Source organism: Kribbella sp. NPDC026596 (assembly GCF_040638415.1).
In the GTDB taxonomy this organism is placed as follows: domain Bacteria; phylum Actinomycetota; class Actinomycetes; order Propionibacteriales; family Kribbellaceae; genus Kribbella.
In genome coordinates this window covers 50,406-62,866 of the sequence record NZ_JBEZYF010000053.1, presented here as the reverse complement: position 1 = coordinate 62,866, position 12,461 = coordinate 50,406, and the positions used below count along the sequence as shown (strand labels likewise).

The window sequence follows — 12,461 nt, the reverse complement described above, 5'->3', positions numbered from 1 at the left end:
GTGCCTCTGCCTGGGCTGGATAGCCGATCCGGAGGATCATCTGCGGCCAGCTCCGTCCACCGATCAGGTCCCGGATCTGTGCCCGCAAGGTCGGGTACTCCAGCGCCTGATTGAGGAAGGAGACGGCCAGCACCGAGGAAGTTGCGGTCAGCAACACACGCTCCAAGGCGAGGCCGGCCAGCACCCAGGCGGGCTCGTCCTCGTCCGCGGTGGCGAGCACGGCGATGCGCGGACGCCGTTCGAAGACTGCGTGCTCCCGGCCCGTTGTGTCGAGACCGGTCGCCAGATCCCGGACCATGGCCGGACCGGTAGGCACCGGCCCGAGTGCGGTGTCCGGTACGCCGTCGTGCGGCCGCTCGCCGCCGACCCACCGGCCGCGCTCCAGCAGGCGGTCCTCGTCATGCAGGTCGGCGTCGTCCGCCTGCCGCAGGAGCTGTCCCAGCGTCCGGGTGGCATCGTCGTCCAGCCAGTGCAGTTCGGCGCCTTCGATCTCGGCGGCGTCGGTCAGCGCGCTGATCACCATCGGCGGGATGGCCTGGTCGAGCATCGGGCCGCGATAGGTGTGCCGGCGCGAGATCTCGCCGTACAGGGCGGACAGCTCGGTGATAAGGCCGCTGCGATCGGACAGGTAGATCCGGGCGACCACGTCCGGTTCGGCCGGGTCGGGCGTGACGGCGAACGTCGACTCGTGCCCGAGCATGGCGGCTGCAACCCGGAGGTTGAACGCCGCGGCGCCCAGACCGATCCGGATCGCGCGGCCGGCCGGGTCGGCGGCGGGCAGGATCAGGTCATCGTCGAGCCGGACGTCGATCACCGGTCCGGCGACCTCGAACCGCCAGGGTTGGGTGTTGTCCATCGACGGAGCGTGGACCGCGGCGGCGAGCAGAATGCCCACCTCGTCGTCGGTCAGTGCCTTGGTGGTGTTCACGGATGTCCTCCTTGGTGCGACCCTGCGGCCGGGCTACTACGAGAGGTCAAGTGCCGGGCAATACGGCTGGACGATCTCGGTGTACCAGGTGGTGGCGTCGCCCTCAGGCGGATCGTGGTAGATCTCCCAGGGGGCACCGGAGGGCGTGGCGGCGCGCAGCCTGAGCCAGTCGGTCAGCGCCTCGTAGGTGGAGCCGACCTGGTCGTAAGGGCCGACATGAATGGTGACGGCTGCCGGACCGCTGGGCAGGGTCGACGGCTGCGTCGTCCGGTCGGAGCTCACCGGTCCGGGCACGGGGAAACCGGCCTCGACCTCGAAATAGCCGCCGGGCAACATGCGGTACCGCGCGAAGGGCGGACCGGTCGGAGTGATGCCGCGGAGCCGCAGGAACTCCGCGACTTCGCCGTACGCCGTGGGGAACCACGTCGGCATCTCGGCGGGGGTCATCGTCCCGCGCCGGACCGCGGTGGGTTGTTCAGTCAGGTTCCGGCTCTCGATCAGAACTGTACGCATCGTTGCGCTCCTTTCCCCTTCCAGCACACGGCACCCGGTGGGCGCCCGGCAGGGCCGACAGTCCTGAACCAGGCGGGTCCATGGTCGGCGACCGGGTCCTGTGGCGGCGGGACCGGGACCTTCGGCTCTGCTTGCGCGCTCGGCCGGCTCGTGGAATGAGGGTGAACGCTGTGCCGAGGGGGAGCGATGAAGCACCGGCTGACGGTCGCGGACGTGATGAGCACCGACGTCATCACCGTGCCCGACGACGCGGGATTCAAGGCAGTGGCCGAAGTGCTGGCCGAGCATCACATCAGCGCCGTACCGGTGGTCGACCGGTTCGGCACCGTGGTCGGCGTCGTCTCGGAGACGGATCTGCTCCGCAAGGAGCAGTTCCAGCGGACCCGCCGGTTGCCGTGGTTGCTGCGCTGGTGGCACCACCGGTCGCGGTCGAAGGCGGTCGCCGTGACCGCCCGGACGCTGATGACGCACCCGGCGGTTACCACGACCGACGGCTCGACCCTCGACGAGGCGGCCCGCCGGATGGCGGCGCGGAGCGTCACCCGGCTGGTCGTCACCGACGCCGACGGCTACGTCATGATCGGCATCGTCACCAGGTCGGATCTGCTGCGCGCGTTCGTTGCTCCGGACCACGAGATTCTCGCGCGGGTACGGCGTGACCTGGTCGAGCACGCGCTCTGGGACGACCCATTCGGAGTGGAGGTGACGGTGGCCGACGGTGTCGTCACTCTGACCGGGGAACTCGACCACCGGAGCATGGTGGCGACCGCCGAGCGGCTGACCCGTGAGGTCGACGGGGTGGTCGACGTACGCAACGAACTCACCTGGGCGTTCGACGACACCGTCCCGGCCCCTGGCACCACCGACTTCCAGTAGGCAGTCGGCTACCTGGTGCTGAACGTGCCCTCCTGAGTCAGCGGACGACCGCGACCGGGCAGGGTGGGTGGTGGACGAGGGCGCGGCTGGTGGAGCCGAGCAGGAGACCGCGGAACGCGCCACGGCCCCGGGATCCGACCACGAGCAGTTCAGCGGACCTGCCGGCGGAGAGCAGTGCGTCGTGCGCAGTCCCGTGGACGAGAAGCTCGTCCACAGGGACGTCCAGGTACTTGTCGCGGTGGCCGGCCATCGACTCGGCCAGCAGCGCCGCGCTTTCCTCTTCGAGGGTGTCGAGGTCGTAGACAACAGGCAGCGGATCGTTCGGGCCGGTGCTGATCGGGTCGTGCCAGGCCATCACCGCCGTCAGCGTCGTCTGCCTGGACTCGGCCTGCTCGAAGGCGAACTCGATCGCTTGGAGTGAGCACTTGGAGCCGTCGACTCCGACGACGATCCCGCCGGCCTGGCCGGACTCCCAGCGCGGCGGTACGACGACGACCGGACAGGACGCGTGGGTCGCCACGTGGGCCGACACCGATCCCATCGCCAGGTCCCGGAACTCGCCGAGGCCGCGCGAGCCGACCACGACCAGCCCGGCATTCATTGCCTCCTGCAACAAAGCCGGCGCGGCGCCGCCGAAGGTGACGACGGCGTCGACCAGCAGGCGCGGGAAGGTCTCCCGGATCTCCTGGGCGGCTTCGGCCAGCAGGTGTTCGGCGGTGACCCGCAGCATGTCGGTGGGGAGCGGAACCGAGGGGATCCCCAGTGGGCTGCTGAAGAACGGCAACGGCTGAGCGTAGGTGAGGCGCAGTCGTGCCGATCGGCGGTCGGCCTCCTCGGCGGCCCACCAGACCGCGGTCTCGCTCGCGGGAGACCCGTCGTACCCGGCGACGACCGTGGTGATCATGGATGACTTCCTGTCGTCATCGCGTCGTACCCGGCACGGACCCGGCGACCGGTGACGCAGGTCGGTGTGATCACGACGTAGACCTCGCGGTCACCACCGGCCCAGGGGTCGACCGTCGTACCGAGGAGGGCGGTCCGCTCGGAGCCGGCGTGCCGGGCGGTGCCGTCGATCAGGACGCTCCAGCCCTCGTGCATGCCCTCGTCGAAGCGGTCCACCTCGAAGGCGACCGGTCCCTCGCCGTACTGCCCGATCGATGTCGTCGCCGCGGTCCGGAACACGATGCCGCCGTTGTGTACGGCGAAGTTCACCGGTAGAACGTGCAGCCGGCCAGCCCACTCGAAGGCGACCCGGCCGACGCCGCCCGGCTCGATCAGGCGGAGGCATTCCTGCTCGCCCAGCGCGGCCAGGACGGGGTGCAGGGCGGCACGACCGTGACCCGGGGGTTGTTCGGGGATCGCGCCGAGAAGGTCGGCGACCGTGGTGTCGAGAGCGTCGGCGAGGCGGATCAGGGAACTCGTGGTCAGGGCGACGGGCGCATGCTCGACCCGGGCCAGGTAGCCGGAGTCCATCCGCGCCCGCGCGGCCACCTCCTCGCGGGTCAACCCCAGTGCGCTGCGGCGTCTGCGGACGCGCCGGGACAGATCTCCGCCGCCGTCCGGCTGCTCGTTCGCGATCATCTGCGGTGCCTCCACTCGAGAACCTCGCTGTCCCCACGTGCTGGTTCGCCACTCAGCGGCCGTGAGTCTGCTTCATCTGTTCGGCGGTGAAGATGTGGGCGCCCGCGCTCGGGATGACCACCGTCTCGGTCTTGGTGTCGTCCCAGCGGACGATGTACGGCGGCGAGCCGTCGGGGCCGTGGACCTCGAGGATCAGGCCGTGACGTTTCGGGTCGTCGAGGTGGGTGCCTTCGATCATCAACCAGTCGCCAGGTGCCGCCTTCATGGTCGTGCTCCTCCCTGTGCATGGCTTCCCGGCGGTCCGCCGGCGCGCCTATCCTCACCCTGACACCTGCCCCGGGGGCGGCGGCAGGGGCCAAGTTCCCGCGGGCAGGGACCGAAAGGCCCTCGCCCGGTTGGAGGTCCCTTGTCCGGGGTGGTCGGGACCTTGGGCCCTTGGGAGAGCCGGCGCCGCGCGGCCACGATGCTGATAGACCCAACGTGAGGTGCCTGGGAACCGTGACAACTGAACGGTGAGTGCGATGAGCGTGATGCTGGACCGGCTGCGCCGCTTCCGCCCCGTCGGATCCCCGGGTGGAGCCGGCCCGGTCGGCGTACCTGTGGGACCACCGCCCCGGTGTCCCTACCGAACTCGTCGCGGTCTTCGACGCCCTGGACGGTGTGATCGCCGAGTGCCGGGAGATCCGCGCGAGCGCCGAGCAGACGGCCGCCGAGCTGATCGAGGGAGCGCAGCGCGAGGCCGCCGGTCTGGTCGCCTCCGCTGCCGCCCGGGGAGCGGCCGAGCGCGCCGAGGCGGCAGCCGCGATCACGGCCGGCGGGGATGCCGTGGCCGAGCGCACCCGGACCACCGCGACAGCTGAGGCGGAAATGCTGACCCGGCGTGGCCTGCAGCGGATGGACGAGTTGGTCGCCCTGATCCTGGACCGGGTTCGAGCCGACGCCGGACGAGCCGGAGCGATGTGATGGGTGCGGGCTGGGTGGCCGCTACCGTCCGGGCGAAGGCGATGGCACGACGACGCATCGGAGCCGGTGCAGCCCAGCGGATCGCGCGGGCGCCGAACCTGTCCGATGCGCTCGGCCTGCTCCGTGGTACGGCGTACACGAAGGCATCGGCGCCGGGCACGTCCTTGCCGGCAGCGGAGCGGCTGGTCGCGGCCGTGGAGCTGTGGCAGTTGCGGGTGCTCGCGGGCTGGCTGCCCAGATCGGCGGTCGGACTGGCCCGGGCACTGGGCGCGCGCTACGAACGCGCCAACATCGAGACACACGCACGAAGCCTCGCCGAGCCCGGCCGGTCCGGGCAGTACTACGACCTCGGCAGCCTGGCGTTGTCCTGGCCGCGGATCGCTGTGACCACTTCGCCACAAGCTCTCCGGGAAGCGCTCGCGGCCTCGCCGTGGGGCGATCCGGGCGACAGCACGGTCGAGGCGCTGCACGACGTACTCGCGCTGCGCTGGCTGCGGATGGTCGCCGCCGAGGCGGCCCCGACGATCGAGTGGGTGACCGGTGCTGCGGTCCTGCTGGTGGCCAAACAGTTGCTAATAGCAACTACTGGGCCGGCCGACTGGCTGGTACGGGCCGCGGCTCCGTTGGTCGGGACGAACTGGGTGCGGGCGGGCTCGGTGTCCGCTCTGCGCGCGGCGGTCCCCGTGGCGGGCCGGTGGGTCCTGGATGGCGTCGACTCCCCGCCGGGCCTCTGGCGCGCCGAGACAGGTCTCGCCGTCCGGATCGAGTCGGACGGCTTCCGGCTGCTGCGGCACGGAACGCCGGATGTGGAGCTGTTCCTGGGCGCGATCGCCGTCCTGGCGGTCGACGGCTGGCGGGTGCGGGTCGCGCTCGGGGACGCGGCGCTCGGCGCCGGACCGGGGGAGGTGCTCGATGTCCTGGCGTGACGCCGTGCGGCCGGTGCGGATGCAGCGGGTCGGTCTGGTCGTCCCGGCCGAGCACACCCGTGATCTGCTTGCGCGGCTGGATACGGCCGGTGTGGTCGAACTCGATCCGGTGCAGCCCGAGGTCGAGCTGGCCGTCACCGCCGAGCGGCAGCCGGACTGGTCGGCTCGCGAGACGGAGTTCCGGCGGCGAACGGCTCAGGCGGTCGCCCACGGTCCCGTCACGGCCTGGCTGGGCTGGACACCGAATGCGGCCCTGCCCGACCTAACCTCCGAGTTGGCCTCGATCGGCGGCGCCGTCGTACCTCTCCCGCAGCCTCCGGGCATCCAGCCGCCGACGTTGTTGCGGCAGCAGGGTCGCGGCCAGTCCTTCGAACTGATCGTGCAGACCTATACGACGGTGCCGTACGCCGATGTGGATCCGTCCCTGGTCGCCGGGATCGTCTATGTCGCGATGTTCGGGATGATGTTCGGCGACGTCGGTCACGGTTTGCTCCTGCTGATCGGTGCGGCGATCGTCCGCAGCGGACGGTTCGCCCGGCTCGCGAAGATCCGGCGGGCGTGGCCGTTCCTGGCCGGCGCGGGCGCGATGAGCGTCGTCTTCGGATTCTTGTACGGCGAGATGTTCGGTCCGACCGGCCTGGTGCCGGTGCTCTGGCTGTCCCCGATCGACGCCGTCACCACCTTGCTGCTGACGGCGATCGGTGTCGGTGCGGTGCTGCTGGGCGGTGCGTACGCCCTCGGCATCGTCAACCGCTTCCGCGAGGGTGGCTGGGGTTTCGTCCTCTATGCGCGGACCGGCATCGCCGGCAGCCTGCTGTTCCTCGCGCTCGGTGGTGTCGTCGCCGGCATCTACTTCGGCATCGGCGGCATTCTGCTCGCTGCCGTCCTGCTCGCGATCGCCGGGTTGGTGCTCACCTTCGTCGGCCTGCTCGCCGTGGCCGGTGGCGGCTCCGCCGGCGTGCTGCAGGCGGTGGTCGAGTTGTTCGACGTGGTCGTCCGGCTCGGCTCGAACGTCGTCTCGTTCGCTCGCCTCGCCGCCTTCGGCCTGACCCATGCCGCGCTCGGTGCGATCGTCTGGCTGGGCGCGACCGCCCTGTGGGGCGGCGGATCGCCGGCGGGCCGGGTAGGTGCCGTTCTGGTGCTGCTCATCGGCACCGCCGTCGCGTTCGCCCTGGAGGCGCTGGTCGCAGGTATCCAGGCCCTTCGTCTCGAGTACTACGAACTGTTCTCCCGGGTCTTCGAGTCGGACGGGCGGCCGTTCCGTCCGTGGCGGCTGCCCGCGGAGGACATGGAGGTGACAACGTGAGAAGTTTCCTTCGCCGGCATCCTTGGGCGGCTGTCCTGCTGACTGTGCTGAACGTCGTCCTGCTGACCGGCGCGATCGCAGTGCTGATCGCCATTGTGACCGCGGACTGGGGTTTCGCCGCCGGGCGGCCGGAGGTGGCGACGGCCGGCGAGGCAGCCGCGGCCAATGGGTCCGCCCTGCTCGGCGCCGCCATCGCGGTGGCCGGCTCTGCGATCGGGGCAGGGATCGCGGTCGCTTACACCGGCGCCGCCGCGTTGGCCGCGATGAGCGAGCGGCCGGAGTTGTTCGGCCGGGCGATGGTGGTCGTCGGACTCGCCGAGGGCATCGCGATCTACGGCCTGATCGTCGCCCTGATCCTGGTGGGCCAGGCGAGATGACCACGGTCGCCGTGCTGGGAGAGCCGGTCCGCACCTCGGGCTACGGACTCGCCGGTGCACAGTTGCTCGCAGCAACTACACCCGACGAGGTACGGCGATGCTGGCACGAGCTACCCGCTGACGTCGGGGTGGTGCTGCTGACGCCGGCCGCCGCTGACGCGCTCGGCCGCCAGGTGCTGGAGTCCGCCGCAGTGCTGACGGTGGTGTTGCCACCATGAGCCGTCCGCTCGCGTCGATCGCCGACGCCGCCCTGGAGCCGGTTCGGACGGCGTTGCGCGCGGCTGCCCGCGCCGATGCCGCAGAGGTGCTGCGGAACGCACGTCAACGCAAGGACGAGTTGCTCGCCGACGCACGACGTACCGCTGAGGAGATGTTGGCCACCGCTCGCGCGGACGGAGAGGCCGAAGCCACTGCGGTCGTGAACGCTCGGCTCGCTCAGAGCCGCCGGGACGGGCGCCGGAGCATGCTCACCGCACAGCGAGACCTCTACGAAGAGCTGCGGTGGCGGTGTCGTGCTGAGGCGGCGGCCCTGGCCGAAAGCCCTGGATATGAAGAGCTCCGCCGTCACCTGGCCGAACGAGCTCTGGCTCAGCTGGGTTCCGACGCGACGGTGGCGGACAGTGTGGACGGCGGCGTACTGGCTTCGGCTGGTGACCGACGGCTGGACCTGACCCTCCCGACTTTGGCGGAACGTGCTCTGGAGCGGTCAGGTGCGGAGGTGGCAGAGCTGTGGGCGGCATGATGCAACCGGGCCGGATCCGGCGCATCAACGGCCCGCTGGTCGAAGTACGAGATGTGCCAGACACCGCGATGTACGAGGTGCTGGAACTCGGTGAGCTCCGGATCCCGGCCGAGGTGGTCGCGATCAGCGGTGACACCTGCACCTTGCAGGCCTTCGAGTACACCGGGGGACTGAGGGTCGGCGACCCGGTTCACCGCACCGGGCGCCCACTGTCCGCCCGTCTCGGGCCAGGCCTGCTGGGACAGGTCTTCGACGGATTGCTGCGTCCACTGTCGACCGCGCCGACCTGGTTGTCTCCGCAGCAATTGGCGTTGGAGGAATCCACGGGGGATCGTTGGCACTTCGTGCCCGGTGTGGAACAGGGACACCAGGTGTCGCCGGGCACCGTGCTGGGAGTGGTGACAGGTTCGGGAGCGATAGAGCACCGCGTGCTGGTGCCGCCGGGAGTGACCGGGGAGCTGCGATTCCTCGCCGGGGCCGGCAAGGTGTCGGCTGACGCGACGGTGGCGCGCGTCGGAGACGTCGACGTGGGCTTGTTCGAGCAGTGGCCTGTCCGCCGGCCGCGGCCGTTCGAGCGCCGCGAGGAGACCTTCGTCCCGCTGCACACCGGGCAACGGGTGCTGGACCTGCTCTTCCCGATCGGTGCGGGTTCGACGACCGCGGTGCCGGGCGGATTCGGCACCGGCAAGACCGTGCTGCTGCAACAGGTGGCGAAATGGTGCGATGCCGACGTCATCGTGTACGTCGGGTGTGGCGAGCGCGGCAACGAGATGGCGGATGTGCTGGGCGAGCTGGCTGAGCTCGCCGATCCGCGCACCGGTGGGCGGATGATCGACCGTACGGTGATCCTCGCCAACACGTCGAACATGCCGATGATGGCGCGAGAGGCCAGTGTGTTCACCGCCGTCACCGTGGCGGAGTACTTCCGGGACATGGGGTACCACGCGGTCGTCGTGGCCGATTCGACCTCGCGCTGGGCCGAAGCGTTGCGGGAGTTCGCGTCCCGGACCGGAGCGCTGCCCGCGGAGGAGGGGTATCCGGCCGACCTGTCCTCGGCACTCGCCGCGTTCTACGAACGAGCCGGCCGGGTCCGGACGCACGGCGGCCAGGTCGCCGCCGTCACGGTCGTCGGTGCCGTGTCCCCACCCGGTGGTGACCTGACCGAGCCGGTCACCACCGCGACCGAGCGATTCGTCCGCGGCGTCTGGTCGCTGGACCGCGACCTCGCGTACGCGCGCCATTATCCGGCTGTCAGCTGGGCGGCGTCGTACTCGCACGACGTGGCCGCCGTGGGTGCTTGGCATGCCGGTCATGGGAACCAGGGCTGGGCCGCGCGGCGAGCCCGGGCGATGACCCTGCTGGCCGAGGCGGCGCGATTGACCGAGCTTGCCGAGATCGTCGGTACCCGGACGTTGCCCGGGCGGGAACGCATGACGATCCTCGGCGGCCGGCTGCTGCGCGAAACGGTCCTGGCGCAGAGCGCGCTGAGCGCAGTCGATGCCAGCTGCACCGTCGAGCGCGGCGCTGAGCTGCTGCAGCTGGTGCTCGATGTCGTCGACCGTTGCCTGGTGCTCGTCGATCGAGGGGTGGCGGCGACGGAGTTGGAGGAGTTCGATTTCGGCGCGCTGATCAGGGCGCGGGAGGAAGCTCCCGAGCAGGCGGATCTCGAGCGGTGCCGGACCGAGATCCTGACCGCGTTGGAGGCGTTGCCATGAGTACGGGTTCAGACCTCGAGTACGGCGCGGTCGAGTCGCTGCGTGGTTCGCTTCTGGTGGTGCGTGGCGTCCGTGACGTGGGCTGGGACGAGTCGGCCGTCGTAAGGCTGGACGACGGCACCGAACGCCACGGCGTCGTGCTGGAGGTAGCCGACGACCTCGCCGTACTGCACGTGCTGGAAGGCACTGACGGGATGCGCCTCGGCGGGGTCCGGGTCGGGTTCAGTGGCAGCCCGTTCCGGATCCCGCTCGGTTCCGGCTGGCTCGGCCGGATCTGTGACGGGCGCGGCGAGCCGCTGGACGGTGGCCCACCGGTGCTCGGCTCGGTCACCGCGCCGGTGAACGGATGGCCGCTCAACCCGGTCGAGCGGGAGCCGCCGCGGCAACCGGTGCTGACCGGTGTGTCCGGGATCGACGCGCTGACCACACTGGTCCGCGGGCAGAAGCTGCCGATCTTCTCGGTACCCGGCCTGCCTCACCTGCAGCTCGCGACGCAGATCGCGGCCCAGGCCTCCGCGGTGGGCGACCCCTTCCTGATCGTCTTCGCGGCGATGGGCCTGCCACATGCCGACATCGACTTCGTTCGTATGGCGCTGGAGGGACGAGCCGCGGCGGGAGAGCTGGTGATGCTGCTCAACAGCGCCGACGACCCGGTGATCGAACGGTTGCTGACGCCTCGGATCGCACTCACGGTCGCGGAGCATCTGGCCTTCGATCTGGGCAGCCACGTGCTGGTGGTGATGGCCGACATGACCAGCTATTGCGAAGCGGTGCGCGAAGTGGCGGCGGCGCGTCAGGAGATCCCGGCCCGGCGTGCCTATCCGGGCTATCTGTACAGCGATCTGGCTTCGCTGTACGAGCGGTGCGGCCGGATCCGGGGCCGGCCCGGTTCGGTCACGATCATGCCGGTCCTGACGATGCCTGCCGGTGACATCACCCATCCGGTGCCGGATCTGACCGGGTACATCACCGAAGGACAGATCGTGCTGGCCGAAGATCTGCATGCGCGCGGCCTGTACCCGCCGCTCGACGTACTCAGTTCGCTGTCGCGGTTGATGCGCCACGGTGCCGGCCCAGGCCGGACCAGAGCCGATCACCTGGAGCTGGCCGCCCAGGCGATCGCCGCGCTCGCTCGGGCTAGGCAGGCCGCCGAACTGGCAGACCTGATCGGCGGCGGAGCGCTCAGCGACATCGATCGCGGCTACTTGGCGTACGCCACCGCGCTGGAGGATTCACTACTACGACAGCGAGTTGACGAGACGCGGAGCTTCGACCAGACGCTGGACCGGCTGTGGCAGGCGGTGTCGGTGTTGCCTCGGCGTGAACTGACCATGCTGTCGCGCGCCTTGCTGGCCGAGCATCTGCCGGGCGGCGGACGATGAGCGGCGCGGCGGCCACCGGCCGCGCCGGACGGCTTGCAGTGACCGCGAGGTTGGCGACGGCACGACGAGCGGTCGAGTTGCTGGATCGCAAACAACGAGCGCTCGCGGTGGAGTGCGAACGGCTGGAGTTGGCCGCCGCCCGAGCTGCCGAGACCTTCGAGCAAGAGTCGCGCGCTGCGATGAACTGGCTGCGGCGAAGTACCGCGCTGGACGGGCAGCGCGGTCTGCAAGCGTCGACCCCGTTGGCTGCCGCCGACGTCACCATCGGCTATGACGTGACCATGGGTGTGCGACACCCAACCAGTGTCGAGATCCGCTTCGTTCCGCGGCCCGGACCGGCCGGAAGCTCTGCCTTGGCCTATACGGTCGAAGCCCACCGCACGGCACTCCTCGCCGCGGCGCGGCTGGCCGCGGCCCAGCGCGCGGTCGCCCTGGTCGCCGCCGAGCTGGCGCTGACCCGGCAGCAACAACGCGCGCTCGAACAGCGCTGGATCCCCAAGCTCGACCGGCGGCTGGCCGAGATTGTGCAACGCCTCGACGAGACAGAGCGCGAGGAGAACCTGCGGCTGCGCTGGGCTGCGGCGAATGCATGCCGGGAGGACCGATGACGGACCGGTTCCTGGTGGTCGTGGACGACTCTGCGGCGGCCCTGCACGCAGCGCGAGTGGCGGTCGACCTGGCCGCGGCGGCCGGCGCGAGGCTCACGCTGGTCACGGTCGTCGAGGATCACGTGCTGGACGCTCGGCTCAGTGCGGCCGCGATCCCGGATGCGGCGAGTCGACGCGCTCGGGGTGCGGTGGCGATGGTGAGCCGGGTTGCCACGATGGCGGATCGTCAAGGCGTGGCGGCCGAGACCGAGGTGCTGTCCGGGCACGGCGCCGAGCAAGTGCTGGCGGCCGTCGGCCGATGCGGCGCGGACCTGATCGTGGTCGCGCGGGAACCACGGTTGCCGGCCGGCAGCCGCACGCCGTCGGTGAACGTCGAACACTTGCTGGAATTCGCCGACGTCCCAGTCCTGGTGGTGCCGCCCGCGCCGAAAGACAGCGCCGGCCAGGAGACGTGACGCAGCGCGCGGAAGTCCGTCGTACGACGCCCTTGCCGGACCCACCGGTGACACCGGATGGTGATGGTTACCCGTGCCCAGGAGGCGCC

At 70.6% G+C, this 12,461-nt stretch carries 16 protein-coding genes; 11 read left to right on the top strand and 5 right to left on the bottom strand.

The annotated features are described in order from the left end of the window. Together AB0E63_RS33380 and AB0E63_RS33375 are read right to left on the bottom strand one after the other, a co-directional pair. Positions 1–928: hypothetical protein (locus AB0E63_RS33380; RefSeq protein ID WP_360375053.1), on the bottom strand; the 928-nt coding region annotated here is incomplete at its 3' end. A gap of 36 nt (positions 929–964) precedes the next feature. Further along, positions 965–1,441: a GyrI-like domain-containing protein gene (locus AB0E63_RS33375; protein WP_360375051.1), complete on the bottom strand. Its 477-nt coding sequence runs from the start codon at positions 1,439–1,441 to the stop codon at positions 965–967. Between the two features lie 186 nt (positions 1,442–1,627). Here AB0E63_RS33375 and AB0E63_RS33370 point away from each other — a divergent pair, with 186 nt between their 5' ends. After that, positions 1,628–2,317 (top strand): CBS domain-containing protein, encoded by a 690-nt coding sequence (locus tag AB0E63_RS33370; protein WP_360375049.1) that lies wholly within the window; start codon positions 1,628–1,630, stop codon positions 2,315–2,317. 37 nt (positions 2,318–2,354) lie between these two features. On the opposite strand, the gene AB0E63_RS33365 is transcribed toward AB0E63_RS33370, so the two are convergent. From AB0E63_RS33365 to AB0E63_RS33355, 3 genes are read right to left on the bottom strand one after another with little or no spacing between them, the layout of a single operon-like run. Then, entirely contained in the window at positions 2,355–3,221 is an 867-nt protein-coding gene (locus AB0E63_RS33365) for a universal stress protein (protein WP_360375047.1), read from the bottom strand. After that, complete coding sequence (locus tag AB0E63_RS33360) at positions 3,218–3,913, bottom strand: pyridoxamine 5'-phosphate oxidase family protein (RefSeq protein ID WP_360375045.1); 696 nt, start codon at positions 3,911–3,913, stop codon at positions 3,218–3,220. Before AB0E63_RS33360 ends, AB0E63_RS33365 begins: the two co-directional genes overlap by 4 nt. Positions 3,914–3,950: 37 nt before the next feature. Further along, positions 3,951–4,163, bottom strand: coding sequence for a DUF1918 domain-containing protein (locus AB0E63_RS33355; protein WP_360375043.1), 213 nt, complete (start codon positions 4,161–4,163; stop codon positions 3,951–3,953). Between the two features lie 308 nt (positions 4,164–4,471). On the opposite strand from AB0E63_RS33355, the gene AB0E63_RS33350 reads away from it, so the two are divergent. From AB0E63_RS33350 to AB0E63_RS33305, 10 genes are read left to right on the top strand one after another with little or no spacing between them, the layout of a single operon-like run. Continuing rightward, positions 4,472–4,861: a hypothetical protein gene (locus AB0E63_RS33350; RefSeq protein ID WP_360375041.1), complete on the top strand. Its 390-nt coding sequence runs from the start codon at positions 4,472–4,474 to the stop codon at positions 4,859–4,861. Then, entirely contained in the window at positions 4,861–5,787 is a 927-nt protein-coding gene (locus tag AB0E63_RS33345) for a hypothetical protein (protein ID WP_360375039.1), read from the top strand. The genes AB0E63_RS33350 and AB0E63_RS33345 overlap by 1 nt, the downstream gene beginning before the upstream one ends. Further along, entirely contained in the window at positions 5,774–7,093 is a 1,320-nt protein-coding gene (locus AB0E63_RS33340; protein WP_360375037.1) for a V-type ATPase 116kDa subunit family protein, read from the top strand. The genes AB0E63_RS33345 and AB0E63_RS33340 overlap by 14 nt, the downstream gene beginning before the upstream one ends. Continuing rightward, positions 7,090–7,470 (top strand): ATP synthase subunit C, encoded by a 381-nt coding sequence (locus AB0E63_RS33335; protein ID WP_360375035.1) that lies wholly within the window; start codon positions 7,090–7,092, stop codon positions 7,468–7,470. The genes AB0E63_RS33340 and AB0E63_RS33335 overlap by 4 nt, the downstream gene beginning before the upstream one ends. Continuing rightward, positions 7,467–7,688, top strand: a complete 222-nt coding sequence (locus tag AB0E63_RS33330; RefSeq protein ID WP_360375033.1) for a V-type ATP synthase subunit F — start codon at positions 7,467–7,469, stop codon at positions 7,686–7,688. Before AB0E63_RS33335 ends, AB0E63_RS33330 begins: the two co-directional genes overlap by 4 nt. Next, positions 7,685–8,212, top strand: a complete 528-nt coding sequence (locus AB0E63_RS33325) for a V-type ATP synthase subunit E family protein (RefSeq protein ID WP_360375031.1) — start codon at positions 7,685–7,687, stop codon at positions 8,210–8,212. Before AB0E63_RS33330 ends, AB0E63_RS33325 begins: the two co-directional genes overlap by 4 nt. Beyond that, a complete protein-coding gene (locus AB0E63_RS33320) occupies positions 8,209–9,927 on the top strand; it encodes a V-type ATP synthase subunit A (RefSeq protein ID WP_360375029.1) in 1,719 nt (572 codons plus the stop codon). Before AB0E63_RS33325 ends, AB0E63_RS33320 begins: the two co-directional genes overlap by 4 nt. Then, the gene (locus AB0E63_RS33315) at positions 9,924–11,309 is read left to right on the top strand and encodes a V-type ATP synthase subunit B (RefSeq protein ID WP_360375027.1); all 1,386 of its coding nucleotides are present in this window, start codon (positions 9,924–9,926) and stop codon (positions 11,307–11,309) included. Before AB0E63_RS33320 ends, AB0E63_RS33315 begins: the two co-directional genes overlap by 4 nt. Further along, positions 11,306–11,917: a V-type ATP synthase subunit D gene (locus AB0E63_RS33310; RefSeq protein WP_360375025.1), complete on the top strand. Its 612-nt coding sequence runs from the start codon at positions 11,306–11,308 to the stop codon at positions 11,915–11,917. Before AB0E63_RS33315 ends, AB0E63_RS33310 begins: the two co-directional genes overlap by 4 nt. Next, a complete protein-coding gene (locus AB0E63_RS33305) occupies positions 11,914–12,372 on the top strand; it encodes a universal stress protein (RefSeq protein ID WP_360375023.1) in 459 nt (152 codons plus the stop codon). The genes AB0E63_RS33310 and AB0E63_RS33305 overlap by 4 nt, the downstream gene beginning before the upstream one ends. The last annotated feature ends 89 nt before the right edge of the window (positions 12,373–12,461 follow it).

What these genes read in the sequence shown, in the direction of transcription:
- AB0E63_RS33375 (WP_360375051.1), bottom strand. Translation starts at nt 1,441, where the DNA reads ATGCGTACAGTTCTGATCGAGAGCCGGAACCTGACTGAACAACCCACC.
- AB0E63_RS33370 (WP_360375049.1), top strand. Translation starts at nt 1,628, where the DNA reads ATGAAGCACCGGCTGACGGTCGCGGACGTGATGAGCACCGACGTCATC.
- AB0E63_RS33365 (WP_360375047.1), bottom strand. Translation starts at nt 3,221, where the DNA reads ATGATCACCACGGTCGTCGCCGGGTACGACGGGTCTCCCGCGAGCGAG.
- AB0E63_RS33355 (WP_360375043.1), bottom strand. Translation starts at nt 4,163, where the DNA reads ATGAAGGCGGCACCTGGCGACTGGTTGATGATCGAAGGCACCCACCTC.
- AB0E63_RS33345 (WP_360375039.1), top strand. Translation starts at nt 4,861, where the DNA reads ATGGGTGCGGGCTGGGTGGCCGCTACCGTCCGGGCGAAGGCGATGGCA.
- AB0E63_RS33340 (WP_360375037.1), top strand. Translation starts at nt 5,774, where the DNA reads ATGTCCTGGCGTGACGCCGTGCGGCCGGTGCGGATGCAGCGGGTCGGT.
- AB0E63_RS33330 (WP_360375033.1), top strand. Translation starts at nt 7,467, where the DNA reads ATGACCACGGTCGCCGTGCTGGGAGAGCCGGTCCGCACCTCGGGCTAC.
- AB0E63_RS33325 (WP_360375031.1), top strand. Translation starts at nt 7,685, where the DNA reads ATGAGCCGTCCGCTCGCGTCGATCGCCGACGCCGCCCTGGAGCCGGTT.
- AB0E63_RS33320 (WP_360375029.1), top strand. Translation starts at nt 8,209, where the DNA reads ATGATGCAACCGGGCCGGATCCGGCGCATCAACGGCCCGCTGGTCGAA.
- AB0E63_RS33315 (WP_360375027.1), top strand. Translation starts at nt 9,924, where the DNA reads ATGAGTACGGGTTCAGACCTCGAGTACGGCGCGGTCGAGTCGCTGCGT.
- AB0E63_RS33310 (WP_360375025.1), top strand. Translation starts at nt 11,306, where the DNA reads ATGAGCGGCGCGGCGGCCACCGGCCGCGCCGGACGGCTTGCAGTGACC.
- AB0E63_RS33305 (WP_360375023.1), top strand. Translation starts at nt 11,914, where the DNA reads ATGACGGACCGGTTCCTGGTGGTCGTGGACGACTCTGCGGCGGCCCTG.